At 63.0% G+C, this 25,772-nt stretch carries 22 protein-coding genes; 8 read left to right on the forward strand and 14 right to left on the reverse strand.

Annotation, left to right across the window (positions count from 1 at the left end; all coding sequences use genetic code 11):
• The first annotated feature begins 75 nt into the window (after positions 1-75).
• Positions 76-345, forward strand: coding sequence for a hypothetical protein (locus CKW37_RS20215; protein ID WP_095157741.1), 270 nt, complete (start codon positions 76-78; stop codon positions 343-345).
• A 54-nt stretch (positions 346-399) separates the two neighbouring features.
• Here CKW37_RS20215 and CKW37_RS20220 read toward each other — a convergent pair whose 3' ends face one another.
• The 5 genes from CKW37_RS20220 to CKW37_RS20240 all read right to left on the reverse strand — a co-directional run bounded on the left by CKW37_RS20220 (position 400) and on the right by CKW37_RS20240 (position 5,870).
• Positions 400-1,929, reverse strand: coding sequence for a DHA2 family efflux MFS transporter permease subunit (locus CKW37_RS20220; protein WP_095157743.1), 1,530 nt, complete (start codon positions 1,927-1,929; stop codon positions 400-402).
• The gene (locus CKW37_RS20225) at positions 1,926-3,122 is read right to left on the reverse strand and encodes an HlyD family efflux transporter periplasmic adaptor subunit (protein ID WP_095157745.1); all 1,197 of its coding nucleotides are present in this window, start codon (positions 3,120-3,122) and stop codon (positions 1,926-1,928) included. The genes CKW37_RS20220 and CKW37_RS20225 overlap by 4 nt, the downstream gene beginning before the upstream one ends.
• Before the next feature lie 19 nt (positions 3,123-3,141).
• Positions 3,142-4,623 (reverse strand): efflux transporter outer membrane subunit, encoded by a 1,482-nt coding sequence (locus CKW37_RS20230; RefSeq protein ID WP_095157747.1) that lies wholly within the window; start codon positions 4,621-4,623, stop codon positions 3,142-3,144.
• A complete protein-coding gene (locus tag CKW37_RS20235; RefSeq protein ID WP_095157749.1) occupies positions 4,620-5,093 on the reverse strand; it encodes a MarR family winged helix-turn-helix transcriptional regulator in 474 nt (157 codons plus the stop codon). Before CKW37_RS20235 ends, CKW37_RS20230 begins: the two co-directional genes overlap by 4 nt.
• 171 nt (positions 5,094-5,264) lie before the next feature.
• Positions 5,265-5,870, reverse strand: a complete 606-nt coding sequence (locus CKW37_RS20240) for a tRNA-(ms[2]io[6]A)-hydroxylase (protein ID WP_095157751.1) — start codon at positions 5,868-5,870, stop codon at positions 5,265-5,267.
• 154 nt (positions 5,871-6,024) lie between these two features.
• Between CKW37_RS20240 and CKW37_RS20245 the strand changes: the two genes are divergently transcribed.
• Complete coding sequence (locus CKW37_RS20245) at positions 6,025-6,888, forward strand: universal stress protein (RefSeq protein ID WP_095157765.1); 864 nt, start codon at positions 6,025-6,027, stop codon at positions 6,886-6,888.
• A 55-nt stretch (positions 6,889-6,943) separates the two neighbouring features.
• On the opposite strand, the gene CKW37_RS20250 is transcribed toward CKW37_RS20245, so the two are convergent.
• Positions 6,944-7,411: a DUF1289 domain-containing protein gene (locus CKW37_RS20250; protein WP_095157767.1), complete on the reverse strand. Its 468-nt coding sequence runs from the start codon at positions 7,409-7,411 to the stop codon at positions 6,944-6,946.
• A gap of 405 nt (positions 7,412-7,816) precedes the next feature.
• On the opposite strand from CKW37_RS20250, the gene acnB reads away from it, so the two are divergent.
• Positions 7,817-10,417: a bifunctional aconitate hydratase 2/2-methylisocitrate dehydratase gene (gene acnB / locus CKW37_RS20255; protein ID WP_095157769.1), complete on the forward strand. Its 2,601-nt coding sequence runs from the start codon at positions 7,817-7,819 to the stop codon at positions 10,415-10,417.
• A gap of 165 nt (positions 10,418-10,582) precedes the next feature.
• Here the strand turns inward: acnB and prpF are convergent, their stop codons facing one another.
• The 5 genes from prpF to CKW37_RS20280 all read right to left on the reverse strand — a co-directional run bounded on the left by prpF (position 10,583) and on the right by CKW37_RS20280 (position 17,528).
• Entirely contained in the window at positions 10,583-11,773 is a 1,191-nt protein-coding gene (prpF, locus tag CKW37_RS20260) for a 2-methylaconitate cis-trans isomerase PrpF (RefSeq protein ID WP_095157771.1), read from the reverse strand.
• 146 nt (positions 11,774-11,919) lie between these two features.
• Positions 11,920-14,505 carry a Fe/S-dependent 2-methylisocitrate dehydratase AcnD gene (acnD, locus tag CKW37_RS20265; protein WP_095157773.1) on the reverse strand — a complete coding sequence of 862 codons (2,586 nt, stop codon included), beginning with the start codon at positions 14,503-14,505 and terminating at the stop codon, positions 11,920-11,922.
• 176 nt (positions 14,506-14,681) lie between these two features.
• Positions 14,682-15,809, reverse strand: a complete 1,128-nt coding sequence (prpC, locus tag CKW37_RS20270; RefSeq protein ID WP_095157775.1) for a 2-methylcitrate synthase — start codon at positions 15,807-15,809, stop codon at positions 14,682-14,684.
• Positions 15,810-15,930: 121 nt separating this feature from the next.
• On the reverse strand, positions 15,931-16,821 hold the full coding sequence (gene prpB, locus CKW37_RS20275) for a methylisocitrate lyase (RefSeq protein WP_095157777.1): 891 nt from the start codon (positions 16,819-16,821) through the stop codon (positions 15,931-15,933).
• Positions 16,818-17,528 (reverse strand): GntR family transcriptional regulator, encoded by a 711-nt coding sequence (locus CKW37_RS20280; protein WP_095157779.1) that lies wholly within the window; start codon positions 17,526-17,528, stop codon positions 16,818-16,820. The genes prpB and CKW37_RS20280 overlap by 4 nt, the downstream gene beginning before the upstream one ends.
• Positions 17,529-17,813: 285 nt before the next feature.
• Between CKW37_RS20280 and CKW37_RS20285 the strand changes: the two genes are divergently transcribed.
• From CKW37_RS20285 to pabB, 4 genes are all read left to right on the forward strand, one after another.
• Positions 17,814-18,350, forward strand: a complete 537-nt coding sequence (locus tag CKW37_RS20285) for an ATP-dependent zinc protease (protein ID WP_095157781.1) — start codon at positions 17,814-17,816, stop codon at positions 18,348-18,350.
• Positions 18,351-18,355: 5 nt separating this feature from the next.
• Entirely contained in the window at positions 18,356-19,888 is a 1,533-nt protein-coding gene (locus tag CKW37_RS20290; protein ID WP_095157782.1) for an inactive transglutaminase family protein, read from the forward strand.
• Positions 19,888-20,868 (forward strand): alpha-L-glutamate ligase-like protein, encoded by a 981-nt coding sequence (locus CKW37_RS20295; protein WP_095157784.1) that lies wholly within the window; start codon positions 19,888-19,890, stop codon positions 20,866-20,868. Before CKW37_RS20290 ends, CKW37_RS20295 begins: the two co-directional genes overlap by 1 nt.
• 118 nt (positions 20,869-20,986) lie before the next feature.
• On the forward strand, positions 20,987-22,330 hold the full coding sequence (gene pabB / locus CKW37_RS20300; RefSeq protein WP_095157786.1) for an aminodeoxychorismate synthase component I: 1,344 nt from the start codon (positions 20,987-20,989) through the stop codon (positions 22,328-22,330).
• A 38-nt stretch (positions 22,331-22,368) separates the two neighbouring features.
• On the opposite strand, the gene thrH is transcribed toward pabB, so the two are convergent.
• Positions 22,369-22,986, reverse strand: a complete 618-nt coding sequence (gene thrH, locus CKW37_RS20305; RefSeq protein ID WP_095157788.1) for a bifunctional phosphoserine phosphatase/homoserine phosphotransferase ThrH — start codon at positions 22,984-22,986, stop codon at positions 22,369-22,371.
• Positions 22,987-23,132: 146 nt separating this feature from the next.
• Here thrH and CKW37_RS20310 point away from each other — a divergent pair, with 146 nt between their 5' ends.
• Positions 23,133-23,867: a phosphoadenylyl-sulfate reductase gene (locus CKW37_RS20310; protein WP_095157790.1), complete on the forward strand. Its 735-nt coding sequence runs from the start codon at positions 23,133-23,135 to the stop codon at positions 23,865-23,867.
• 285 nt (positions 23,868-24,152) lie between these two features.
• On the opposite strand, the gene cysB is transcribed toward CKW37_RS20310, so the two are convergent.
• The gene (gene cysB, locus CKW37_RS20315) at positions 24,153-25,127 is read right to left on the reverse strand and encodes an HTH-type transcriptional regulator CysB (RefSeq protein WP_009394496.1); all 975 of its coding nucleotides are present in this window, start codon (positions 25,125-25,127) and stop codon (positions 24,153-24,155) included.
• Between the two features lie 121 nt (positions 25,128-25,248).
• Positions 25,249-25,746 carry a universal stress protein gene (locus CKW37_RS20320; RefSeq protein WP_095157792.1) on the reverse strand — a complete coding sequence of 166 codons (498 nt, stop codon included), beginning with the start codon at positions 25,744-25,746 and terminating at the stop codon, positions 25,249-25,251.
• Between the last annotated feature and the right edge of the window lie 26 nt (positions 25,747-25,772).

Genomic DNA, 25,772 nt, shown 5'->3' on the forward strand with positions numbered 1-25,772 from the left:
CCGGAAACCATCGAATAGACGGGGCGAATTCCGAAAAGCCAGATGAGTAGGAACTTAATCAAGGAGTGAGATGCAATGAGTGCTCAAGCGCAAATCGTTGGTGGCTGGTCTGCTTATCACCCACTGACTGCTCAGGACAAAAAAGTATTCCAGGAAGCCCTGCACGGCTTCGTCGGCGTGCAGTACACGCCGCTGGAAGTGTCAACTCAGGTGGTCAACGGTACCAACTACCGCTACCTGAGCAATGCCCAAGTACCGGGCAGCGAACTGATTTACAAAGTAATCGTGTCGATCTACGCACCGACCAACGGCGCGCCGCACATCACCGGCATTCAGCAGATCTGAATGCTCTGCCCCGGGCGCGTTAACCGCGCCCGCGGGTTTCAGCCGATTCCTTCCTCAATGCCCGGCCGAAGCCGGCCCTGCCTTCGCCGCGAACGGCGGCTTGGCCAGCCACACCAGCAAGATCAACCCGACGAACACCCAGCCCATCAGGGTGAAGTAATCCACTGTCGACATCATGTACGCCTGACTGCTGAGCATCTGTTCCAGTTGCCGGTATGACGCGCCCCCTGCCCCGCCCATCTGGTTCAGCGCTTCGCGGGTCGCCGGCTCGTAGGTACTGATGCTTTCGCTCAGGTAAGCATGGTGCTGGTCGGCTCGGCGGATCCAGATCCAGGTGGTCAGCGACGCGGCGAAGCTGCCGCCCAACGTGCGCAGGAAGGTCGCCAGGCCGGAGCCGTCGGCAATCTGCTGCGGCGGCAGGTCCGAGAGCAGGATGCTCAAGGTCGGCATGAAGAACAGCGCCACACCAATCCCCATAAACAACTGCACCAGGGCTACGTGCTGGAAGTCCACTTCATGGGTGAACTCCGCCCGCATGAAGCAACTCGCGCCGATCGCCAGGAACGCCAGACCGGCCAGCAGGCGCAGGTCGAAGCGGTGCGCGTACTTGCCGACAAAAGGCGACAGCAGCACCGGCAGCAAGCCGATCGGTGCCACCGCCAACCCGGCCCAGGTCGCGGTATAGCCCATCTGGGTCTGCAGCCATTGCGGCAGGATCAGATTGATGCCGAAGAAACCGGCGTAGCCGCCCACCAGCACGATGGTGCCGATGCGGAAGTTGCGGTGCACGAACAGCCGCAGGTTGACCACCGGGTGCTTGTCGGTCAGCTCCCAGATGATGAACACCGCGATGAACACCACGGAAATCAGGCTGCCGATGATGATGAAGTTCGACTCGAACCAGTCCAGGTCGTTGCCTTTGTCGAGCACGATCTGCAAGGCGCCGACTCCGATGATCAGACTCAGCAGACCGATATAGTCCATCGGCTGGCGACTGGTCTGCACCGGCCGCGTGCGCATCTGCTGGCGAACCACGGCGGCGGCGAACAAGCCGATGGGGATATTGATGAAGAAGATCCACGGCCAGCTATAGCTGTCGGTAATCCAGCCACCAAGAATCGGCCCGGCGATTGGCGCCACCACCGTGACCATCGCCAATAGCGCCAGGGCCATCCCGCGTTTCGCCGGGGGATAGACGGCAATCAGCAAGGTCTGGGTCATCGGGTACAACGGCCCGGCGACCACACCCTGAAGCACGCGAAAACCCACGAGTTCCGGCATCGACTGCGAGATACCGCAGAGGAACGACGCCAGCACGAACAGCAGGGTCGCCCAGATGAACAACTTGACCTCGCCAAAGCGCCGGCTGAGCCAGCCGGTCAGCGGCAAGGCGATGGCGTTGCTCACCGCGAACGAGGTGATGACCCAGGTGCCCTGCTCCGAACTGACGCCGAGGTTGCCGGAAATGGTCGGCAACGCCACGTTGGCGATGGTGGTGTCGAGCACCTGCATGAAGGTCGCGAGCGACAGGCCAATGGTGGTCAGCAGCAGGCTCGGCGGGGTGAACGAAGCCTGGTTGCTCATCGCTGGGCAGTCTTGTCGCTGGCGCTGTTGTCGTGGATCAACCGGGCGATCAACGTGTCAGCCTCGGCCAGTTGACGGTCATACACCTGGGTGGCGAAGGTCGCCTTCTGCGGCGCCTGCTGCGCCAGTACCGGACCGCTCTGGTCATGCAGATCGACGTCGACCGTGGTCGACAGGCCGATGCGCAGCGGATGCTGGTTCAGTTGCTCGGCATTGATGTGCACCCGCACCGGGACGCGCTGGACGATCTTGATCCAGTTGCCGGTGGCGTTCTGCGCCGGCAGCAGGGCGAACGCGCTGCCGGTGCCGGCGCCGAGGCTGTCGATGGTGCCGCTGTACTTGACGTCGCTGCCGTAGAGGTCGGTGCTGATGTCCACCGGCTGGCCGATGCGCATGTTGCGCAGTTGGGTTTCCTTGAAGTTGGCGTCGATCCACAACTGGTCCAGCGGGATCACCGCCATGGTCGCGGTGCCCGGCTCCAGCCGTTGGCCGAGTTGCACGGTGCGCTTGGCGACATAACCGGTGACCGGCGCCACCAGGGTGGTGCGGGCATTGCTCAGGTAAGCCTGGCGCAGTTCGGCGGCGGCGGCCTGGACCTCGGGGTGAGACGACACCACGGTGTCATCCACCAGCGCGGTGGTGGTGTTCAGTTGCTGCCGGGCATTGCTCAGCGCGCTCTGCGCCGACGACAGGTCGTCACGGGCGTGGGACAGCTCTTCCTGGGAAATCGCCCCGCCAGCGGCGAGGGTCTTGCGCCGGTTGTAGTTTTCCTGGGCCTTTTGCAGCTCGGCCTGGCGCGCCGCGACCTGGGCCTTCATGCCGTCGACGTTGCTGTACAGCCCGCGGACCTGACGTACCGCCCGGGCCAGTTTAGCCTCGGCGGCCTGCAGGCCGACTTCGGCGTCGCTCGGGTCGAAGCGGATCAGCTCCTGGCCGGCGTGCACCAGGTCGCCGTCGTCGGCGCCGATGCTGATCACGGTGCCGCTGATCAGCGGGGTGATTTCGACCACGTTGCCGTTGACGTAGGCGTCGTCGGTGCTTTCAGTCCAGCGCCCGTAAAGCTCGTGCCAGGCCCAGGTGCCGGCGCCGATGGCCAGCACCACGAGCAGCAGCCCGAGCAGCCAGGTCTTGCGCTTGCGCTGATTGTTAACGTCCTGCTCGTTGACGGCAGTGTCCGAAGTTGGGGTAGCCATTGACGAATACCTTGGCGGGTTAAGGGTGACGGGAGGCCGGCGATGCTGCCGCGGCCTGCTGCTGTTGGGATGCCGCATCAGGCTGGAAACCGCCGCCGAGGGCCTGCATCAGCAGGATCGAACGGTCGATGCGCTCGGCATTGAGCTCGGCCAGTTGGCGCTGGGCCTGTAGCAGTTGCTGCTCGATGCTCAGCACGTCGAGGAAGTTGCCGATGCCGGAGCCGTAGCGCTGCATGACGGTGTCGTAGGACTGCTGGGCGATGTCGGTGGCGCGCTGTTTGGTCGCGACCTGCTCGCCGAGGGCATGCAACTGGTCGATGTTGTCGCTGACTTCGCCGAGGGCGTTGACCAGGCTCTTGTTGTACTGGGCAACGGCAAGGTCGTAGTCGGCGTCGCGGGCATCGAGGTCGGCGCGCAGGCGGCCGCCGTCGAAGATCGGCAGCGAAATGGTCGGGGCAATATTGAAGAAGCGGCTCGGCGCACCGAAGATCGCGTCGCCCAACAGTGCCTGGGTGCCGGCGGCGGCGCTCAGGTTGAGGTTGGGGTAGAAGCGGGTTTTGCTCGCGTCGATCGACTTGCTCGCCGCTTCGACCCGCCAGCGTGCCGCCACCAGATCGGGACGCCGGCCGAGCAGTTCGGCGGGCAGGACCGATGGCAAGGCCACCGCGCCGGGCTTGAGTACCGCGGGCCGGGCAATCTGCTGGGCACGGTCCGGCCCTTTGCCGAGCAATACCGCAAGGGCGATCTGTGCGCTGTGCAGTTGTTTCTGCGCATTGATCGCCTGTTCTTCGGAGCTGGCGGCCAGGCTTTCGGTCTGCTGGAGCTGGTATTCGCTGTCGATCCCGGCGGACAGCCGACGCTGGCCCAGGTCGAGCATCTGCCGGGTGCGCTTGAGGTCATCCTGGGTCAGGTCGTAGACGATATAGGCCTGGCCCAACTGGCTGTAGGCCCGGGCCACGTCGGCGGCGAGGGTCAGGCTGGCGGCCTGGCGATCGACTTCGGCGGCGCGGGCCTGGCCCAACGCGGCTTCCCAGGCGGCGCGCTGGCCACCCCAGAGGTCGAAGGTGTAATTGAAGTCGAGGCTCAGGCTGCGCAGGGTCGAATAGCGACCACCCTGCCCGGCCGGATCCTGGTCCCGGGCCAGCCGCGAGCGGCTGACGCTGCCGTTGGCGTCCAGGCTCGGCATGCGGTCGGCGTCGGCGGCATAGGCCGCGGCGCTGGCCTGATGGGCGCGGGCGCTGGCGATTTGCATGTCCGGGCTGTCGCGCAGGGCTTCGCCGATCAGGCCGTCCAGTTGCGGATCACCGAGGCTGCGCCACCAGTCGCTTTTCGGCCAGGCGGCCGGCGACAGGGTGACGCCCTTGAGGGTCTGTTCAGACTTGAGATCGCTGGCCGCCAGGCGCTGGCCTTCCGGCGCGAGGCCGCGGTAGCTGGCGCAACCGGCCAGAGTCAGGGCGATAACCAGCAGGCTCAGGCTGCTGCGCAAGGTGGTTGTGCTCATTTGTCACTCACCCGCAGCGCCGTCAGCGAATCGCCGGCATTGAGCAGGACCTTGGTAAGAATCGCGGTGAGCGTGGCCAGCTCATCAGCAGCCAGCACGCCGACCAGTTCGTTCATCGCCTCGGCGCCGATATGCGGCAGACGATCGGCGAGTTTCTGTCCTTCTCCGGTCAACTCGACACGCACTTGCCGGCGGTCCTCGGGGCAGCGACTGCGGGCGATCAGGTCTTTCTGTTCGAGGCGGTCGAGCATGCGGGTCATGGAACCGCTGTCCAGGCCGAGGTAACGGCACAGCTCGGCGGGGGTGTCGACGCCGTACTGGGCGACGATGATCAGCACCTTGAACTGCGCGGCGGTGACGCCGTAATCCTGCAGGTGGCTATCGAGAATGCGGTCCTTGACCAGCGCGGCACGCCCGAGGAGCAGGCCGATGGTGCAGGTCTGGAAGTTTTCCGGAGTGAAGTGGGACATGAAGGGAGAAACCTGCTTAGGCAGTGATGTAAGCAGATATTACTGCCCAGACATTAATTGTCCAGGCATTTATTAGCTTGCTTGCTATTTTGACGACGAAAGGCCGAGCGGAGCAGTCGGGATTCAGGCAGGGAAACATCGGCGCGCAGAGAACCCGCGCGCCGCAGGGATTCAGGCCGGAACGCCGCTGTGGAAGCGGAATTCCTCGTCCGGCGAGACGATCAGTTCCGCCTCGGCTTCACGGACTTTCTCGATGGTGCGTTCGATATCAGCGGCATCGCCGTACTGATAGGCCAGCTTCAGGTAGCCCTGATAGTGCCGCGCCTCGCTCTTGAGCAGGCCGTGATAGAACTTGCCGAGTTCTTCGTCGAGATGCGGCACCAGTGCGGCGAACCGCTCGCAACTGCGCGCTTCGATAAAGGCGCCGACCACCAAGGTGTCGACCAGCTTGACCGGCTCATGAGAACGCACCAGCCGGCGCAGGCCCGAGGCATAACGACCGGCATTGATCGGACGCAACGGCACCTTGCGCCGCTTCATCAGGCGCAACACCTGTTCGTGGTGCACCAGTTCCTCGCGGGCCAGGCGCGACATCATGTTGATCAGGTCGATGTGGGTGTTGTACTTGGCGATCAGGCTCAGCGCCGTACTGGCGGCCTTGAACTCGCAATTCTTGTGGTCGATCAGCATTGTTTCCTGATCGGCCAGCGCCGCTTGCACCCAGGCATCTGGCGTGCGGCAACCGAGGAAGGCTTCGATTTCGGGGATGAGTTCCATGATTCACAAACGGCAGAGGGCGACAGGGCCGGCGATTATACCGGCGCGGGCAACTATCACCAGTGACTATGCTTTGATATGTATCAAGCCGCGTCGCATCGAGCGCCGACTATAGTCAGGCATTGGTCGCCATTTCCGAAGGGAGTTCTCGTTCATGCAAGCCGTACGCAGCATCCTGGTGGTACTCGATCCCGAGCACGCCCACAGCCGGGCCCTGACCCGGGCCAAACTCATCGCCAAGGCGACCGGCGCACGCCTTCACCTGTTGATGTGCGACAAGAAACACGACCACAGCGCCCTGCTCAGCCTGCTCTCCAGCCAGTTGCACGATGATGGCTACGACAACGTCACCTTCGAGCAGGCGTGGCACGACACCCTTCACGAATCGATCATCGACGTGCAGCAGGCCGAAGGCTGCGAGCTGGTGATCAAGGAGCACCGCCCGGACAACCCACTGCGCAAGGCCCTGCTCACCCCCACCGACTGGAAACTGCTGCGCCTGTGCCCGGCGGCGGTGTTGATGGTCAAGACCGAACGGCCATGGACCGGCGGCGTGATCCTCGCCGCCGTCGACGTGGGCAACAACGACCAGGACCACCGCGTGCTGCATGGCGATATCGTCGACCACGGCTACGCCATCGCCGACCTGGCCAAGGGCAACCTGCACGTGATCAGCGCCCACCCGTCGCCCATGTTGTCGGCAGCGGACCCGGTCTATCAGCTCAAGGAAACCATCGAGCAACGCTATCGCGAGGCCTGCGCCGCCTTCCAGGCGGAGTTCGACATCAGCGACGAGCGCCTGCATGTCGCCGAGGGCCCGGCGGACGTGCTGATTCCGTACACCGCCAGCAAGCTGGACGCGGTGGTGACGGTGATCGGGACCGTGGCCCGCACCGGGATCACCGGCGCGCTGATCGGCAATACGTCGGAAGTGGTGCTGGATTCGCTGGAATGCGATGTGCTGGTGCTGAAGACGGCGGAAGTGGCGGCGCAGTTGAATGAATTGGCACAAGGCTGATTCTTGAGGAAACCTTGAGGGCCTCATCGCTGGCAAGCGATGAGGCCAAAACGGACTAGCCCAACGCATCCTTCAAGAAACCCGGCGCGATATACCGCTGGTAGTGGGCTTCAGAAAGAAGAAAGAACTCGGTATCGATGGCATCCCGCAGTTCCGGCAATTCCCACTCGCGAAACTCCGGCAACAACACCAGCCCGTAGGCCTCCAGCTCGCGGATCACCCGCGCGCCGCGGGCGATCAACTGGTAGGCCCAGCAATATTCGGACTGATGGGGGACGTAGCGGATCTTGCGCTGCTCCAGTTGCTGGCGCAGCCGCCCGGCGTCGAAAACCTCCAGCTTGGCGGTCATCACCTGGACCAGCAGTTGCTCCAGACGCAACCACACCGCGCGTTTTTCATCCTCGCTGTAGCCGTTCCAGTGGATCACTTCATGGTGGAATCGCTTGCAGCCGCGGCACACCAGATCCCCGTAAACCGTGGAACAGAGGCCGACGCAAGGCGTCTTGATGGACTGATTGGACATGGGCAAATCGACAGCATGGCAACGGAACAGACGGCCATGTTAGCCCTTTGTCTAACGAGGGTCACCCGCTAAAGTCTTCGCCGCTGCCTTACCTTTATTTTGAATTTGCCGTAGAATCACCCGGCCTTTTAAGGCGCCAAATGTCCGTTAGAAGCTGTTTTCAAAGCGTCACGAGCACAGTTATCCGGTAGAACGGCGTTGGCTCGGGAGATTCACCTGTGAATGTCCCGTGCCAGCCCTCATCAGCTCCCCGTTCTGCAGGCGTAAAACTTTGAAAGCAGCTTCTGTAAGGATTTCCTGCAACTCTGGCTACGCGGCTCAAAAAGCCGTATTTGCGCATGAGTGCGGATTTTCTGGATGAGCGTCCCGGACACCCATTTGGGACCACTGATGAGGGTAATAACTGTGCTTGAAGCCTACCGCAAACATATCGAAGAGCGCGCAGCCCTGGGTATCGTTCCCCAGCCGCTTAACGCCGAACAAACTGCAGGCCTGGTCGAGCTGCTGAAAAACCCGCCGGCCGGCGAAGAAGCCTTCCTCGTTGAACTGATCACCGACCGCGTTCCGCCGGGAGTCGACGAAGCCGCCTACGTCAAGGCCGCTTTCCTCTCCGCCATCGTCAAAGGCGACGCCAAATCCCCTCTGATCGACCGCAAGCGTGCCACCGAGCTGCTGGGCACCATGCAGGGCGGCTACAACATCGCCACCCTGGTCGAGCTGCTGGATGACGCCGAACTGGGCGCCGTCGCGGCCGAACAGCTCAAGCACACCCTGCTGATGTTCGATGCCTTCCACGACGTGGCCGAAAAAGCCAAGTCCGGCAACGCGCACGCCCAGGCTGTACTGGACTCCTGGGCTGCCGGCGAGTGGTTCACCACCCGTCCTGCTATCGCCGAGAAATACACCCTGACCGTGTTCAAGGTGCCTGGCGAAACCAACACCGACGACCTGTCCCCTGCTCCAGACGCCTGGTCGCGCCCTGACATCCCGCTGCACGCCCTGGCCATGCTGAAAATGGCCCGTGACGGCATCGAGCCAGAGCAACCAGGTTCGGTCGGTCCGCTGAAGCAGATCGAAGCGGTCAGAGCCAAGGGCTTCCCGGTCGCCTACGTCGGTGACGTGGTCGGTACCGGTTCCTCGCGTAAATCCGCAACCAACTCCGTGCTGTGGTTCTTCGGCGACGACATCCCGTACGTGCCGAACAAGCGCGCCGGTGGTTTCTGCTTCGGCACCAAGATCGCCCCGATCTTCTACAACACCATGGAAGACGCCGGCGCCCTGCCGATCGAATTCGACTGCACCAACCTGGCGATGGGCGATGTCATCGACGTCTACCCGTTCAAAGGCGAAGTACGCCGTCACGGTAGCGACGAGCTGGTCACCAACTTCGCGCTGAAAACCGAAGTCCTGCTGGACGAAGTCCGCGCTGGCGGCCGTATCCCGCTGATCGTCGGCCGTGGCCTGACCGAGAAAGCCCGTACCGAACTGGGCCTGGGCGCTTCCGACCTGTTCAAGAAGCCAGAGCAGCCTGTCGACACCGGCAAAGGCTACACCCTGGCACAGAAAATGGTCGGCAAGGCCTGCGGCGTGACCGGCGTTCGTCCGGGCACCTACTGCGAGCCGAAGATGACCACCGTCGGTTCCCAGGACACCACTGGCCCGATGACCCGTGACGAGCTGAAAGACCTGGCGTGCCTGGGCTTCTCCGCTGACCTGGTCATGCAGTCGTTCTGCCACACCGCGGCCTATCCGAAGCCGATCGACGTCACCACCCACCACACCCTGCCGGATTTCATCCGCACCCGTGGCGGCGTGTCCCTGCGTCCTGGCGACGGCATCATCCATAGCTGGCTGAACCGCATGCTGATGCCTGACACCGTCGGCACCGGCGGCGACTCGCACACCCGCTTCCCGATCGGCATCTCGTTCCCGGCCGGTTCCGGCCTGGTCGCCTTCGCCGCCGCCACCGGCGTCATGCCGCTGGACATGCCGGAATCGATCCTGGTTCGCTTCAAGGGCAAGCTGCAACCTGGCATCACCCTGCGTGACCTGGTTCATGCCATCCCTTACTACGGGATCAAGCAAGGCCTGCTGACCGTCGAGAAGAAGGGCAAGATCAACGCCTTCTCCGGCCGCATCCTGGAAATCGAAGGTCTCAACGATCTGACCGTCGAACAAGCCTTCGAGCTGTCCGACGCCTCGGCCGAACGTTCCGCCGCGGGTTGCACCATCAAGCTGCCGGAAAAAGCCATCGCCGAGTACCTGACCTCCAACATCACCCTGCTGCGCTGGATGATCGGCGAAGGCTACGGCGACCCACGCACCCTGGAGCGCCGCGCGCAAGCCATGGAAGCCTGGCTGGCCAACCCTGAACTGCTGGCCGCCGATGCCGACGCCGAATACGCCGAAATCATCGAAATCGACCTGGCCGACGTCAAAGAGCCTGTGCTCTGCGCGCCGAACGACCCGGACGACGCCCGTCTGCTGTCGACCGTACAGGGCGAGAAGATCGACGAAGTGTTCATCGGTTCGTGCATGACCAACATCGGTCACTTCCGCGCTGCCGGTAAATTGCTGGAGAAGGTCAAGGGTGGCATCCCTACCCGTCTGTGGCTGGCTCCGCCAACCAAGATGGACGCTCACCAACTGACCGAAGAAGGCTACTACGGCATCTACGGCAAGGCTGGCGCGCGCATGGAAATGCCAGGCTGCTCGCTGTGCATGGGTAACCAGGCTCGCGTACAGACCGGTTCGACCGTGGTTTCCACCTCGACCCGTAACTTCCCGAACCGCCTGGGCGACGCGACCAACGTGTACCTGGCTTCGGCTGAACTGGCCGCGGTCGCTTCGATCCTCGGCAAGCTGCCGACCGTCGAGGAGTACATGGAGTACGCGAAGAACATCGACAGCATGGCTGCCGACGTTTACCGCTACCTGAGCTTCGACCAGATCGCCGAGTTCCGCGAGGTCGCCGCGAACGCCAAGATCGCCGCTGTTCAGATCTAAGCAGAACCTGCGTTGAAAAAGCCCCGCTGAAAAGCGGGGCTTTTTTATGTCTGCTGCATTCGTGATTGATGGTTCTAGGACCGCTACGCGGCCCCGGAAACAAAAAAACGGTGCCCGCCTCTCGACGGACACCGCTGTTCAAAGCCGAAGCCTGCGAAAAATGCCTTAGAACGAATCCCCCGGCACCCGCACCCACCCTTCCATCAACACCCGCGCACTGCGGCTCATGATCGCCTTGGTCACGGTCCATTGCCCGCCCACCTGCTGCGCCTGCGCACCCACCCGCAGGGTCCCGGAAGGATGCCCGAAGCGCACCGCTTCGCGCTCGCCGCCACCGGCCGCGAGGTTGACCAGCGTTCCCGGAATCGCCGCCGCCGTACCAATCGCAACGGCCGCGGTGCCCATCATGGCGTGGTGCAGCTTGCCCATGGACAGCGCCCGCACCAGCAGGTCGATATCACCGGCTTTCACCTGTTTGCCACTGGACGACAGGTAGTCCGCCGGCGGCGCCACGAAAGCGACCTTCGGCGTGTGCTGCCGGCCCGCGGCTTCGTCGATGTGCTTGATCAGCCCCATGCGCACCGCGCCATGGGCACGGATGGTTTCGAAACGGGCCAAGGCCGCGTTATCGCCGTTGATCGCGTCCTGCAACTCGGTGCCGCTGTAGCCGATGGCCTCGGCGTTGACGAAGATGGTCGGGATACCGGCGCTGATCAGGGTCACTTCGAAGCTGCCGACACCCGGCACATCAAGCTGATCGACCAGATTGCCGGTGGGGAACATCGCCCCGCCGCCGTCGTCTTCATCGGCGGCCGGATCGAGAAACTCCAGTTGCACCTCAGCCGCCGGGAACGTCACGCCGTCGAGTTCGAAATCACCGGTTTCCTGCACCTCGCCGTTGGTGACCGGCACGTGGGCAATGATGGTCTTGCCGATATTCGCCTGCCAGATACGCACAGTGGCGACGCCATTGGCCGGGACACGGGCCGGGTCGACCAGGCCGGCGCTGATGGCGAAGGAACCCACTGCCGCCGAGAGGTTGCCGCAGTTGCCGCTCCAGTCGACGAAGGCCTTGTCGATCGACACCTGGCCGAACAGGTAATCGACGTCGTGCTCCGGCTTGATGCTGCGGGACAGGATCACCGTCTTGCTGGTGCTGGAGGTCGCTCCGCCCATGCCGTCGATCTGCTTGCCGTAGGGGTCGGGACTGCCGATCACCCGCAGCAGCAGCGCATCGCGGGCGGCGCCGGGCAGTTGCGCGGCTTCGGGCAGGTCCTGGAGATTGAAGAACACACCCTTGCTGGTGCCGCCACGGATGTAGGTGGCGGGGATTTTGATCTGGGGTACATGCGCCATGGATTTGTCCTGTCAGTTCAATAGGTGAAACCCCAATCGCTGGCAAGCCAGCGCCCACAAGGTGCGGCGTTCACCGTACCTGTGGGAGCTGGCTTGCCAGCGATAAGGCCCGGGCAGTCAACATCACTGCCCGCGCCGTGCCGATATCAGGCCGCGCCTTCCAGGAAGTCCTGGGCAAAGCGCTGCAACACACCACCGGCCTCGTAGATCGACACTTCTTCAGCGGTATCCAGGCGGCAGGTCACCGGCACTTCGACGCGCTCGCCGTTCTTGCGGGTGATGACCAGGGTCAGGGTCGCCCGCGGGGTACGCTCGCCGACCACGTCATACAGCTCGCTACCGTCCAGCCCCAGCGTCTTGCGATCGACGCCCGGCTTGAACTCCAGCGGCAGCACGCCCATGCCGACCAGGTTGGTGCGGTGGATGCGCTCGAAGCCTTCGGCGACGATGGCCTCGACTCCCGCCAGACGCACACCCTTGGCCGCCCAGTCGCGGGACGAGCCTTGGCCGTAGTCGGCACCGGCGACGATGATCAACGGTTGCTTGCGTTCCATGTAGGTTTCGATCGCTTCCCACATGCGGGTGACCTTGCCTTCCGGCTCGACCCGGGCCAGCGAACCCTGCTTGACCTTGCCGTCTTCCAGCACCATCTCGTTGAACAGTTTCGGGTTGGCAAAGGTGGCGCGCTGGGCGGTCAGGTGGTCGCCGCGGTGGGTTGCGTAGGAGTTGAAGTCCTCTTCCGGCAGACCCATTTTCGCCAGGTACTCGCCCGCGGCGCTGTCCAGCATGATGGCGTTGGACGGCGACAGGTGGTCGGTGGTGATGTTGTCCGGCAGCACCGCCAGCGGGCGCATGCCGGTAAGCGTACGCGCACCGGCCAGGGCGCCTTCCCAGTACGGCGGACGGCGGATGTAGGTGCTCATTTCGCGCCATTCATACAGCGGCGGAACCTTCGGCCCCTTGTCTTCTTCGATGGCGAACATCGGGATGTAGACCTGGCGGAACTGCTCCGGCTTCACCGAAGCGCGGACCACCGCGTCGATTTCCGCGTCGCTCGGCCAGATATCCTTCAAGCGGATTTCCTTGCCGTCGACCACGCCCAGCACATCCTTCTCGATATCGAAGCGGATGGTGCCCGCGATGGCGTAGGCCACCACCAGCGGCGGCGAAGCGAGGAACGCCTGCTTGGCATACGGATGGATACGGCCATCGAAGTTGCGGTTACCCGACAGCACGGCGGTGGCGTACAGGTCGCGGTCGATGATTTCCTGCTGGATCTGCGGATCCAGTGCACCGGACATGCCGTTGCAGGTGGTGCAGGCGAAGGCGACGATGCCGAAGCCCAACTGCTCCAGTTCGTCGGTCAGGCCGGCTTCGTCCAGGTACAGGGCGACGGTCTTCGAACCCGGCGCCAGGGACGATTTGACCCACGGTTTGCGGGCCAGGCCGAGCTTGTTGGCATTGCGCGCCAGCAGGCCGGCGGCGATGACGTTGCGCGGGTTGCTGGTGTTGGTGCAACTGGTGATGGCGGCGATGATCACCGCGCCGTCCGGCATCTGCCCCGGCACCTCTTCCCAGGCACCGGCGATGCCTTTGGCCGCCAGGTCGCTGGTGGCGACGCGGGCATGAGGGTTGGACGGGCCGGCCATGTTGCGCACGACGCTGGACAGGTCGAAACGCAGCACGCGCTCGTATTCGGCATTGACCAGGCTGTCAGCCCACAGGCCGGCTTCACGGGCGTAGGTCTCGACCAGCTTGACCTGCTCCTCTTCACGACCGGTCAGGCGCAGGTAGTCGATGGTCTGCGCGTCGATGGCGAACATCGCCGCAGTGGCGCCGTATTCCGGGGCCATGTTGGAGATGGTGGCGCGGTCGCCCAGGGTCAGGGCGCGGGCACCTTCGCCGTGGAATTCAAGGTAGGCGCCGACCACTTTCTGCTTGCGCAGGAACTCGGTCAGGGCCAGCACCACGTCAGTGGCGGTGATACCCGGTTGCGGCTTGCCGGACAGCTCGACGCCGACGATTTCCGGCAGGCGCATCCAGGACGCGCGACCGAGCATGACGTTCTCGGCTTCCAGGCCGCCGACACCGATGGCGATCACACCCAGGGCATCGACGTGCGGGGTGTGGCTGTCGGTGCCGACGCAGGTGTCGGGATAGGCCACGCCGCGCTCGGAATGGATCACCGGCGACATTTTCTCCAGGTTGATCTGGTGCATGATGCCGTTGCCGGGCTGGATCACGTCGACGTTCTTGAACGCCTTCTTGGTCCAGTTGATGAAGTGGAAACGGTCTTCGTTGCGACGGTCCTCGATGGCGCGGTTCTTCTCGAACGCCTGCGGATCGAAGCCACCGCACTCCACGGCCAGCGAGTGGTCGACGATCAACTGCACCGGCACCACCGGGTTGACCTGGGCCGGGTCACCGCCTTTGTCGGCGATGGCGTCACGCAGGCCGGCGAGGTCGACCAGGGCGGTCTGGCCAAGGATGTCGTGGCAGACCACACGCGCCGGGAACCACGGGAAGTCGAGGTCGCGCTTGCGTTCGATGAGCTGGCTCAGCGACGCGTTGAGGGTCGCGGGATCGCAACGACGCACCAGGTTTTCTGCCAGCACGCGGGAGGTGTAGGGAAGCCGGTCGTAAGCGCCCGGCGCGATCGCGTCGACTGCCGCGCGGGCGTCGAAGTAGTCCAGGCCGGTGCCTGGCAGGGACTTGCGGAATTCGGTGTTCATGGTCAGGTCGGCTCGGTCACGGTGTTCGGTGGATAGACCCTGTCTGCCCTGCCCCGCCCTGTAGGAGCGAGCTTGCTCGCGATAGCGTCAGCGGGATCAAACCCACTGACAGATTCATCGCCATCGCGAGCAAGCTCGCTCCTACAGAAACAGAGCCAGGTGCGGCGGGCTCTTTATCAGCGCTGCTCGATCGGCACGAACGTGCGCTGCTCGACGCCGGTGTACTCGGCGCTCGGACGGATGATGCGGTTGTTGGCGCGCTGCTCGAAGACGTGCGCTGCCCAGCCGGTCAGGCGCGAGCAGACGAAGATCGGGGTGAACAGCTTGGTCGGGATGCCCATGAAGTGGTACGCCGAGGCATGGTAGAAGTCGGCGTTCGGGAACAGCTTCTTCTGCTCCCACATGGTCTTGTCGATGGCTTCGGAGACCGGGTACAGCACGGTGTCACCCACTTCATCGGCCAGCTTCTTGGCCCAGCCCTTGATCACTTCGTTGCGCGGGTCGGACTCTTTGTAGATGGCATGGCCGAAGCCCATGATCTTGTCTTTGCGCTCGAGCATTTTCAGCAGTTCGGTCACGGCTTCCTGCGGGCTCTGGAAGCGTTCGATCAGTTCCATCGCCGCTTCGTTGGCGCCGCCGTGCAGCGGACCGCGCAGCGAACCGATGGCGGCGGTGACGCAGGAGTACAGGTCCGACAGGGTCGAAGCACACACCCGCGCGGTGAAGGTCGAGGCGTTGAATTCGTGCTCCGCGTAGAGGATCAGCGAAACGTTCATCACCTTGACGTGCAGCTCGCTCGGCTTCTTGCCGTGCAGCAGGTGCAGGAAGTGGCCGCCGATGGTGTCTTCGTCACTGGTGCAGTCGATGCGCACGCCGTGGTGGCTGAAGCGGTACCAGTAGCACATCACCGCCGGGAACAGCGCCAGCAGGCGGTCGGTCTTGTCACGCTGCTGGTCGAAGTTCAGCTCTTGCTCCAGGGTGCCAAGCACCGAGCAGCCCGTACGCATGACATCCATTGGATGGGCGTTGGCCGGAATACGCTCCAGCACTTCTTTCAGCGCCTGCGGCAGGTCGCGCAGGGTTTTCAGGCGCGCCTGGTATTCGGCGAGCTGGGCCTTGTTCGGCAGTTCTCCGTAAAGCAGCAGGTAGGCGACTTCTTCGAACAGGGCGTTGGCGGCCAGGTCACGGACGTCATAGCCGCGGTAGGTCAGCCCGGCGCCCGCCTGACCGACTGTCGACAGTGCGGTCTGCCCGGCCACCTGGCCACGCAGGCCGGCTCCGCTGAGTACTTTTGCTTCGGCCATGGGATATCTCCTTTCTTGAATTTGTTATGGAAGCTTTGGCTAATCGTGTTTCGGATCCTGAGGACACGGCGCCCTGGTTGACGCCTTCGCGAGCAAGCCCGCTCCTGCAGGATCATGTGAGTCAGGCTTTTTTCTGGGCGAACAGGGCGTCGAGGCTCTGCTCGAACGCGTGGTAGTTGATGGCGTCGTACAGCTCCATGCGGGTTTGCATGGTGTCGATCACATTCTTCTGCGTGCCGTCGCGGCGCAGCGCGTTGTAGACGTTCTCGGCGGCCTTGTTCATGGCGCGGAACGCCGACAGCGGGTACAGCGCCAGGGAGACGTCGGCGGACGCCAGTTCCTCGGTGGTGTACAGCGGAGTAGCGCCGAATTCGGTGATGTTGGCCAGGATCGGCGCACGCACGCGCTCGGCGAAGGTCTTGTACATCGACAGTTCGGTGATGGCTTCCGGGAAGATCATGTCGGCGCCGGCTTCGATGCAGGCGGCGGCGCGATCAAGCGCGGCTTCCAGACCTTCCACGGCGAGCGCGTCGGTGCGCGCCATGATCACGAAGCTGTCATCGGTACGGGCATCGACGGCGGCCTTGATGCGGTCGACCATCTCCTGCTGCGAGACAATTTCCTTGTTCGGACGGTGGCCGCAACGCTTGGCGCCGACCTGGTCTTCGATATGGATGGCGGCGGCGCCGAACTTGATCATCGACTTCACGGTACGGGCGACGTTGAACGCCGAGGACCCGAAGCCCGTGTCGACATCCACCAGCAGCGGCAGGTCGCAGACGTCGGTGATGCGGCGCACGTCGGTGAGCACGTCATCCAGGCCGGTGATACCCAGGTCCGGCAGGCCGAGGGAGCCTGCAGCAACACCGCCACCGGAGAGGTAGATGGCCTTGAACCCGGCACGCTTGGCCAGCAGCGCGTGGTTAGCGTTGATGGCGCCGACAACCTGCAACGGGTGCTCGGCAGCTACTGCATCGCGAAAACGCTGGCCGGGACTGCTTTTCTGACTCATGACTCACCTCGTGGGTTAGTGGCGTCCAGGTAGTGACGCTCGATGTTGCGTTTGGAAGCGCCGATGTGGCGGCGCATCAGGAGTTCCGCCAGTTCGCCGTCACGGTCGGCGATGGCGTCGAGAATCCGGTGGTGTTCGGTAAAGGCCTGGCGCGGCCGATTGGGCGTCGCCGAGAACTGGATGCGGTACATGCGCACCAGCTGATAAAGCTCGCCGCAGAGCATCTGCACCAGGGTGCGGTTGCCGCTGCCCTGGATGATCCGGTAGTGGAAGTCGAAGTCGCCTTCCTGCTGGTAATAGCCGACCCCGGCCTGGAACGCGGCGTCGCGCTCGTGGGTGTCGAGCACCCGGCGCAGCTCATCGATCTCGGCTACGCTCATACGCTCGGCGGCCAGGCGGCAGGCCATGCCTTCGAGGGATTCGCGGATCTCGTACAGCTCGATCAGTTCGGCATGGCTCAGTGACACCACCCGGGCGCCGACATGCGGCACCCGCACCAGCAGGCGCTGGCCTTCCAGGCGGTGGATGGCCTCACGCAGCGGGCCGCGGCTGATGCCGTAGGTGCGCGCCAGTTCCGGCTCGGAGATCTTGCTGCCCGGGGCAATCTCACCCTTGACGATCGCGGCCTGGATGCGTCGAAAGACGTTTTCGGAAAGGGTTTCCGAGTCATCCTGGGTTACGCCGGGTGCTTGAGCTGTGTCCAGCATGATTGTCGACACCTTGAAAATCCAATGCGCTGAAATTAGCTAAATACGCCATTGCAGTCAAAGACAAATTCAATATTGTCGACAATCGTCTAAGAACGAACTTCAAGGGACCGCGTGTTGTCTGAGTTGCGCCGCTGGCGCCGGAATACCAGCGTGATAGAATGCCGCCGCCTCTTTGGGGTATGGATAGTGTGTCTGTCATGTTTTTCTGTCAGACCAACGAGGAGCTTGCGCAGAACTGCCAGTGGCCTTGACCTGAACACCCACAGCATTGCGCCAGGATCTATGAGACTTTCGCCCCTTCTACTGTTGCTCAGCCTCTGTTTGCTACCGGCCCTGGGCCAGGCGGCGGGCAAGACCGTCTACGGCCTGAACGAATACGCCCGGCTTGCCGATATCAACCTGGAAGTCGCCGCCAAACTCGACACCGGGGCCAAGACCGCCTCCCTCAGCGCCCGCGACATCAAGCGTTTCAAGCGTAACGGCGAATCCTGGGTACGCTTCTACCTGGCCATTGACGCCGCTCATTCCCATCCGATAGAACGCCCTCTGGCGCGCGTCAGCAAGATCAAGCGACGCGCCGGCGACTACAACCCGGACGAGGGCAAGGGCTACACCGCCCGTCCGGTGATCAGCCTGAATATCTGCATGGGTACCGCCCTGCGCAGCATCGAAGTGAACCTGACCGATCGCAGCGCCTTCCAGTACCCGTTGCTGATCGGCTCCGAGGCGCTCAAGCACTTCGATGCGCTGGTCGATCCAAGCCTTAAATACGCTGCCGGCAAACCCGCCTGCGCCACTGACGCTCACACCGCAGAGTAACCCCGATGCGCTCTCTTACCCTTCATCTGAAAGTCCTGATCACCGTACTGGTGCTGCTGGGTATCCTGATCACGGCTTATCAGATCTTCTTCCTGGGCATCCCGGTGACCGAGGACGAAACCGACGACCTGTGGAACATCGACGCCAAGGTCGAGTTCGTCGCCAGTCCAAAAGACCCGGTCAAGGTCCAGATGTACGTGCCGCCGCTGAGCCGTGACTACGTCAGCCTCAACGAGAGCTTCATCTCCAACAACTATGGCGTGAGCGTCAACCGCGTCGACGGCAACCGCAAGGTGACCTGGTCGGCCCGTCGCGCCAGCGGCAACCAGACGCTCTACTACCGCCTGGTGCTGACCAAGCGCTACAGCACCGAGAAGCCCAAGATCAAAGGCCCGACCTTCCGCGACAGCCTGCCCGTGGAAGGCCCGGAGAAGATCGCTGCCGAAGCGCTGCTGGCGCCGATCCGCCAGCATTCGGCGGACGTCGAGACCTTCGTCGGCGAAACCATCAAGCGTGTCAACAATCTCAACGACGACAACGTCAAGCTGCTGCTGGCCGGTGACACCTCGGTGCAGAAGAAGGCCAAGGTCATCGACCTGCTGTTGTCCATCGCCCACGTTCCGCTCGAACGCGTGCAAACCATCCGCCTGGTGGCCGACCAGCCGCAGACCCCGGAACTCTGGCTGCGCAGCTTCAACGGCAACGATTGGCTGTACTTCAACCCGGATACCGGCGAGCAGGGCCTGCCAAGCGACCGCCTGCTGTGGTGGACCGGTGACGACAACCTGATCACCGTCGACGGCGGCAAGAAAGTCAGCGTCAGCTTCAGCCTGAACAACAGCGAGATGAACGCCATCCGCCTGGCCAAGCTGACCGACGAGAACACCGACGCCGACTTCCTCGAATACTCGCTCTACGGCCTGCCGCTGCAGACCCAGCAGACCTTCATGATCATGGTGATGATCCCGATCGGCGTGCTGGTGATCCTGATCCTGCGCAACTTGATCGGCGTGCAGACCCTCGGCACCTTCACCCCGGTACTGATCGCCCTGGCCTTCCGCGAAACGCAGCTGGGCTTCGGCATCATGCTGTTCACCGTGATCACCGCGCTGGGCCTGTCACTACGCTCCTACCTCGAACACCTCAAGCTGCAGATGCTGCCGCGCCTGTCGGTGGTATTGACCTTCGTCGTGGTGCTGATCGCCGCCATCAGCCTGTTCAGCCACAAGCTGGGCCTGGAACGTGGCCTGTCGGTGGCACTGTTCCCGATGGTGATTCTGACCATGACCATCGAACGCCTGTCGATCACCTGGGAAGAGCGCGGTGGTGGCCATGCGATGAAAGTCGCCATCGGCACCCTGTTCGCCGCCTCCCTGGCGCACCTGCTGATGACCGTGCCGGAACTGGTGTACTTCATCTTCACCTTCCCGGCGGTGCTGCTGATCCTGGTGGGCTTCATGCTGGCGATGGGTCGCTACCGCGGCTACCGCCTGACGGAGCTGGTTCGCTTCAAGGCTTTCGTGAAGGCTGACGCCTGATGTTCGGACTCTGGAAGACATGGAAGGCCCTGGAAGCCCGGGGCATCATGGGTATCAACCGGCGCAACGCGGACTACGTCCTCAAGTACAACAAGCGCCACCTGTACCCCATCGTCGACGACAAGATCATCACCAAGGAACGGGCGATCCAGGCCGGCATCCATGTGCCGGAGATGTACGGGATCATCTCCACCGAGAAAGAGATCGAGAAACTCGACCAGATCATCGGCGGGCGCAGCGACTTCGTCATCAAGCCGGCCCAGGGCGCCGGCGGTGACGGCATCCTGGTGATCGCCGACCGCTTCGAGAACCGCTACCGCACCGTCTCGGGCAAGATCATCAGCCACGAGGAAATCGAGCACCAGATTTCCAGCATCCTCACCGGCCTCTACTCCCTCGGCGGTCACCGCGACCGTGCGTTGATCGAGTACCGGGTAACCCCGGACCAGATCTTCAAAAGCATCAGCTACGAAGGCGTGCCGGACATCCGCATCATCGTGCTGATGGGTTACCCGGTCATGGCCATGCTGCGTTTGCCGACCCGCCAGTCCGGCGGCAAGGCCAACCTGCACCAGGGCGCTATCGGGGTCGGCGTCGACCTGGCCACCGGCGTAACCCTGCGCGGCACCTGGCTGAACAACATCATCAGCAAGCACCCGGACACCACCAACGCGGTGGACGGCGTGCAACTGCCGAACTGGGACGGCTTCATGAAGCTCGCCGCCGGCTGCTACGAACTGTGCGGCCTGGGCTACATCGGCGTGGACATGGTGCTGGACCAGGACAAAGGCCCGTTGATCCTCGAACTCAACGCCCGCCCCGGCCTGAACATCCAGATCGCCAACGACTGCGGCCTGACCCAGCGCACCCACGCCATCGAGGCGCACCTGGAAAAGCTGGCGAAAGACGGTGTCCAGGAAAGCGTCGAAGATCGCGTGCGCTTTGCCCAGGATCTGTTCGGCCACGTGCCGGCCCAGTGAACCTCGACCGCCCCGTCGCTTTTGCCGTCGGGGCGGTCGGTTTCTTCCTGTAGGACCTCTAGGAGCATTTCCTACACGGGTCTACAATGCCTCCCCCGCCTACAAGCCGTTCAAACGAATGCCAACCTGCACACTGCACCCCCTGCCCTACCAGGCCGACCCCGCCCGCTATTTCGACTGCATCCGCCAGGCACCCGGCGCCGTGCTGCTCGACAGTGCCCGTCCGGGCGCCGAACGCGGCCGTTTCGACCTGCTCAGCGCCTGGCCGCTGCGCAGCCTGGTGGTGCAAGCGGGCGAGTCGGGCGAGCACTACCTGCAACGGCTGCGCGACAGCCTTGCCGAGTTGGGCCCGGCCGAGTTGCCGGACGGCGTGGAACTGCCCTTCGCCGGCGGCCTGATCGGCTACCTGAGCTATGACTTCGGCCGACGGCTGGAGCAATTGCCGGAACTGGCGCGGGACGACCTCGGCCTGCCGGACGCGACCCTCGGCCTGTATGCGTGGGCACTGATCAGCGATCACCAGACGGGCACCAGCCAGTTGCTGTTCCACCCGACCCTGGCGCAGACCGAACGCGAACGCCTGATCGAACGGTTCAACCCGGTTACACCAAGCCCCAGCGAACGCTTCCACCTCGACGCGCCGATGCGCGGCGACATCAGTGCCGAGCAATACCGCGAGGCCTTCGAACGGGTCCAGCAGTACATCCAGGCCGGCGATTGCTACCAGATCAACCTGACCCAGCGTTTCCGCGCGCCCTGTCAGGGCGATCCGTGGCACGCCTATCAGGCGCTGCGGGCGGCGTGCCCGACGCCGTTTTCCGGCTTCCAGACGCTGGACGACGGCAGCACCCTGCTGAGTTTCTCGCCCGAGCGCTTTATCCGGGTCAGTGCCGGCCAGGTGGAAACCCGCCCGATCAAAGGCACCCGCCCGCGCAGCGCCGACCCACTGCAAGACCGCGCCAACGGCGAAGCGCTGCTGGCCAGCAGCAAGGACCGCGCCGAGAACCTGATGATCGTCGACCTGCTGCGCAACGACCTCGGCCGCACCTGCGAGATCGGTTCGGTGCGTGTGCCGGAGCTGTTCAGCCTGGAAAGCTACCCGAACGTGCACCACATGGTCAGCGCGGTGACCGGCCGGCTGGCGGCGGACAAGGACGCGCTGGACCTGATCGCCGGCAGCTTCCCTGGCGGCTCCATCACCGGCGCACCGAAAATCCGCGCGATGCAGATCATCGACGAGCTGGAGCCCAGCCGTCGGGCGCTGTATTGCGGGTCATTGCTGTATGTGGACGTGCGCGGCGAGATGGACAGCTCGATCGCTATTCGCAGCCTGCTGGTGAAGGACGGGCAGGTCTGCTGCTGGGGTGGTGGCGCGGTGGTGGCGGACTCGGATTGGGAGTCGGAGTATCAGGAGTCGATCACCAAGGTGCGGGTGTTGCTGGAAACCTTGCAGGGTCTATAGGACCTCATCGCTGGCAAGCCAGCGATTAGGCCCTCGTCTTACAGACTCAAAGAACGATTCGAAGCCTTGATGAACTCTTTCTTCAGCGCCTCGAAATCATGCACCGCCGGGAACTGCGGGAATTCGCGGATCACGTTTTCCGGCGCATGGAACAGGATGCCAGCATCCGCTTCGCCCAGCATGGTGGTGTCGTTGTACGAATCACCTGCTGCGATCACCCGGTAGTACAGGCTCTTGAAGGCCAGGACCGACTGACGCTTAGGATCTTTCTGACGCAGTTGGTAGCTCACGACGCGATCGGTCTCATCCGTGATCAGGCGGTGGCACAACAGCGCCGGGAAGCCCAGTTGGCGCATCAGCGGCTGGGAGAACTCGTAGAAGGTGTCGGAGAGGATCACCACCTGGAAGCGCTCGCGCAGCCAGTTGACGAATTCGACGGCGCCGTCCAGCGGCTTGAGGGTGGCGATCACCGCCTGGATATCCGACAGCTTCAGGCCATGCTCATCGAGAATCCGCAGGCGCTGCTTCATCAGTACGTCATAGTCCGGAATATCGCGGGTGGTGGCCCGCAGCGATTCGATTCCGGTTTTCTCCGCGAAGGCGATCCAGATTTCCGGGACCAATACGCCTTCCAGATCGAGACAGGCAATTTCCACAACACACTCCTCGAACAACGCCAAAAAATGGGAGCTGCACTCTAGCAATGCTTGTCTGGCATTGCGACCCGTCTGGCCGGGCATTTTTTGGTAACATCTGCCCCACTACGAGCGCCAAGCGCCATTCAATGACCGGAAGCCGCCTGATGAGCCAATCCTTCGACGTCGCCGCACTGGCCGCGACCTACGCCAACAAGTCCCCCCAGGACATCCTCAAGCTCGCCTTCGAACACTTCGGCGATGACCTGTGGATTTCCTTCAGCGGCGCCGAAGACGTCGTGCTGGTGGACATGGCCTGGAGACTGAACAAGAACGTCAAGGTGTTCAGCCTCGACACCGGGCGCCTGCACCCGGAGACCTACCGTTTCATCGACCGGGTCCGCGAAGAGTACAAGCTGCCGATCGAGCTCCTTTCGCCGGATCGCGCAAAGCTCGACCCGTTCGTCAAGGACAAGGGCCTGTTCAGCTTCTACAAGGATGGTCATGGCGAATGCTGCGGCATCCGCAAGATCGAACCGCTGCGCCGCAAGCTGAGCACCGTCAGCGCCTGGGCCACCGGCCAGCGCCGCGACCAGAGCCCAGGCACCCGCAGCCAGGTGGCTGCGCTGGAAATCGACAGCGCCTTCTCCACCCCGGAGCGCACCCTGTACAAGTTCAACCCGCTGGCGCAGATGAGCAGCGCGGAAGTCTGGGGTTACATCCGCATGATGGAAATCCCGTACAACAGCCTGCACGAACGCGGCTTCATCAGCATCGGCTGCGAGCCCTGCACCCGCCCGGTGCTGCCGAACCAGCACGAACGCGAAGGCCGCTGGTGGTGGGAAGAGTCGACCCAGAAGGAATGCGGGTTGCACGCCGGCAACCTCATCTCCAAAGCCTGACGGCTTTTTTTAGCTGCAAGCTTCAAGTGGCAAGCTACAAGTAGAAGCGGTCCTTATCAGGGTAATGCCTGTCAGCTAAGCCTGTTGGCGCCCTTCGCGAGCAAGCTCGCTCCTACACTGTAGGAGCGAGCTTGCTCGCGAAGGGCTGCATGAAACGCTAACCGACTGAAATTATCCTTATCAGGGCCGCTTTTTCTTTGCGGCTTTCAAAGGCCCAAAAAGAAAGCGGCCCGCATGCGGACCGCTTTTCTCTTGCAACTTATAGCTGAGCGCTTGGAGCTGCCATCAATGGACAGGCAGTTCCACGCCTTCGAACAGCTCTTCCAGCTCCTGCTTGTTGTGGCACTGGATCGCCTTGGCCATCACTTCGCGGGTCAGGTGCGGCGCGAACTTCTCGATGAAATCGCACATGAAGCCGCGCAGGAAGGTGCCGCGACGGAAACCGATCTTGGTGATGCTGGATTCGAACAGTTCGCTGGCATCCAGAACCACCAGGTCGCTGTCCAATTTCGGATCCACTGCCATCTTGGCGACGATGCCGACACCCAGGCCGAGGCGCACGTACGTCTTGATGACGTCGGCGTCGGCGGCGGTGAACACCACTTTCGGCGTCAGGCCGCGGTGACTGAAGGCTTCGTCCAGCTTGGAACGGCCGGTGAAGCCGAACACGTAAGTGACGATCGGGTATTCGGCCAGCACTTCCAGGGTCAGCTTCGGCAGCTTGGTCAGCGGGTGACCTTGCGGGACCACCACGCAACGGTTCCAGCGGTAGCACGGCATCATCACCAGGTCACCGAACAGCTCCAGCGCCTCGGTGGCGATGGCGAAGTCGACGGTGCCGTCAGCAGCCATCTCGGCGATCTGCATCGGCGAACCCTGATGCATGTGCAGGGCAACTTCCGGGTACTGCTTGATGAACGAGCTGATCACCGGCGGCAGCGCATAACGCGCCTGGGTGTGAGTGGTGGCGATCGACAGGGTGCCCTTCTTCTCGTTGGAGAATTCCTGGGCAATCTGCTTGATGCTCTCGACCTTGCGCAGGATTTCGCCCGCGGTATTGATGATGCGTTCGCCCGCCGGGGTCACGCGGGTCAGGTGCTTGCCGCTACGGGCAAACACTTCCACGCCCAGCTCGTCTTCCAACAGGCGAATCTGCTTGCTGATCCCCGGTTGGGAGGTGTACAGGCTCTGCGCTGTCGCGGAAACGTTGAGGTCGTGGTGCGCCACTTCCCAGATGTAGCGCAATTGTTGAAGCTTCATAGGTATCCCTCAGATGCTGGGCGTCACCGGCAACAGCGACGAGTTATAACTATATTAGTGGTCAGGAGAATAAATCTAGAACAATTTCATCAGTTTTCTTACAAGCACCACGGAAAATTCCTCAAACCTTTCTGCGACCGAGGTGCTGGGCGAGGGGCACCATGTACACCGGCACCGGGGACAACTGCAGAATGCGCACCGCCGTGCGCCCGATCGGAATCTCCACCCCGGCCCCGTGGGTGTGACTGCCGACAATGAGCAGATCGACACTCAGCCGCTGGGCCTGCTCGAGAATCACCTGGGCCGGATCCCCTTGGCGTACCCGCACCGCGCGTATCAGCGCCAGATCTTCCTGATCCCCCAACTCTTCGCGAAAGTTTTCCAGCACCCGCTGCTCGATATTGGCCATGACGGTGTTCACGCCCTGGCTGTGCAATTGGTCGAGGGTTTGTTCATCCAGGTAACTCTGCAGCAGTGATTCGGCGAATTGCCCCATCGGCTCCACGGCATGGATCACATAGAGCTCCGCATTGAAAGTCCGCGCCAGGGCCAGCGCGTGTTGCATGACATAAGGCGCGTACACACCAAGGTCCGTGGCATACAGCATCGAACGGATCATTGAGCCTCCTCCGACTGCCGAAACGG

This window comes from Pseudomonas sp. Irchel 3E13 (assembly GCF_900187455.1).
In the GTDB taxonomy this organism is placed as follows: Bacteria; Pseudomonadota; Gammaproteobacteria; order Pseudomonadales; family Pseudomonadaceae; genus Aquipseudomonas.

Excerpts from the sequence above, each read along its gene's own strand:
- CKW37_RS20215 (WP_095157741.1), top strand. The coding sequence starts at position 76 with ATGAGTGCTCAAGCGCAAATCGTTGGTGGCTGGTCTGCTTATCACCCA.
- CKW37_RS20220 (WP_095157743.1), bottom strand. The coding sequence starts at position 1,929 with ATGAGCAACCAGGCTTCGTTCACCCCGCCGAGCCTGCTGCTGACCACC.
- CKW37_RS20225 (WP_095157745.1), bottom strand. The coding sequence starts at position 3,122 with ATGGCTACCCCAACTTCGGACACTGCCGTCAACGAGCAGGACGTTAAC.
- CKW37_RS20230 (WP_095157747.1), bottom strand. The coding sequence starts at position 4,623 with ATGAGCACAACCACCTTGCGCAGCAGCCTGAGCCTGCTGGTTATCGCC.
- CKW37_RS20235 (WP_095157749.1), bottom strand. The coding sequence starts at position 5,093 with ATGTCCCACTTCACTCCGGAAAACTTCCAGACCTGCACCATCGGCCTG.
- CKW37_RS20240 (WP_095157751.1), bottom strand. The coding sequence starts at position 5,870 with ATGGAACTCATCCCCGAAATCGAAGCCTTCCTCGGTTGCCGCACGCCA.
- CKW37_RS20245 (WP_095157765.1), top strand. The coding sequence starts at position 6,025 with ATGCAAGCCGTACGCAGCATCCTGGTGGTACTCGATCCCGAGCACGCC.
- CKW37_RS20250 (WP_095157767.1), bottom strand. The coding sequence starts at position 7,411 with ATGTCCAATCAGTCCATCAAGACGCCTTGCGTCGGCCTCTGTTCCACG.
- prpF (WP_095157771.1), bottom strand. The coding sequence starts at position 11,773 with ATGGCGCATGTACCCCAGATCAAAATCCCCGCCACCTACATCCGTGGC.
- acnD (WP_095157773.1), bottom strand. The coding sequence starts at position 14,505 with ATGAACACCGAATTCCGCAAGTCCCTGCCAGGCACCGGCCTGGACTAC.
- prpC (WP_095157775.1), bottom strand. The coding sequence starts at position 15,809 with ATGGCCGAAGCAAAAGTACTCAGCGGAGCCGGCCTGCGTGGCCAGGTG.
- prpB (WP_095157777.1), bottom strand. The coding sequence starts at position 16,821 with ATGAGTCAGAAAAGCAGTCCCGGCCAGCGTTTTCGCGATGCAGTAGCT.
- CKW37_RS20280 (WP_095157779.1), bottom strand. The coding sequence starts at position 17,528 with ATGCTGGACACAGCTCAAGCACCCGGCGTAACCCAGGATGACTCGGAA.
- CKW37_RS20285 (WP_095157781.1), top strand. The coding sequence starts at position 17,814 with ATGAGACTTTCGCCCCTTCTACTGTTGCTCAGCCTCTGTTTGCTACCG.
- CKW37_RS20290 (WP_095157782.1), top strand. The coding sequence starts at position 18,356 with ATGCGCTCTCTTACCCTTCATCTGAAAGTCCTGATCACCGTACTGGTG.
- CKW37_RS20295 (WP_095157784.1), top strand. The coding sequence starts at position 19,888 with ATGTTCGGACTCTGGAAGACATGGAAGGCCCTGGAAGCCCGGGGCATC.
- pabB (WP_095157786.1), top strand. The coding sequence starts at position 20,987 with ATGCCAACCTGCACACTGCACCCCCTGCCCTACCAGGCCGACCCCGCC.
- CKW37_RS20310 (WP_095157790.1), top strand. The coding sequence starts at position 23,133 with ATGAGCCAATCCTTCGACGTCGCCGCACTGGCCGCGACCTACGCCAAC.
- cysB (WP_009394496.1), bottom strand. The coding sequence starts at position 25,127 with ATGAAGCTTCAACAATTGCGCTACATCTGGGAAGTGGCGCACCACGAC.
- CKW37_RS20320 (WP_095157792.1), bottom strand. The coding sequence starts at position 25,746 with ATGATCCGTTCGATGCTGTATGCCACGGACCTTGGTGTGTACGCGCCT.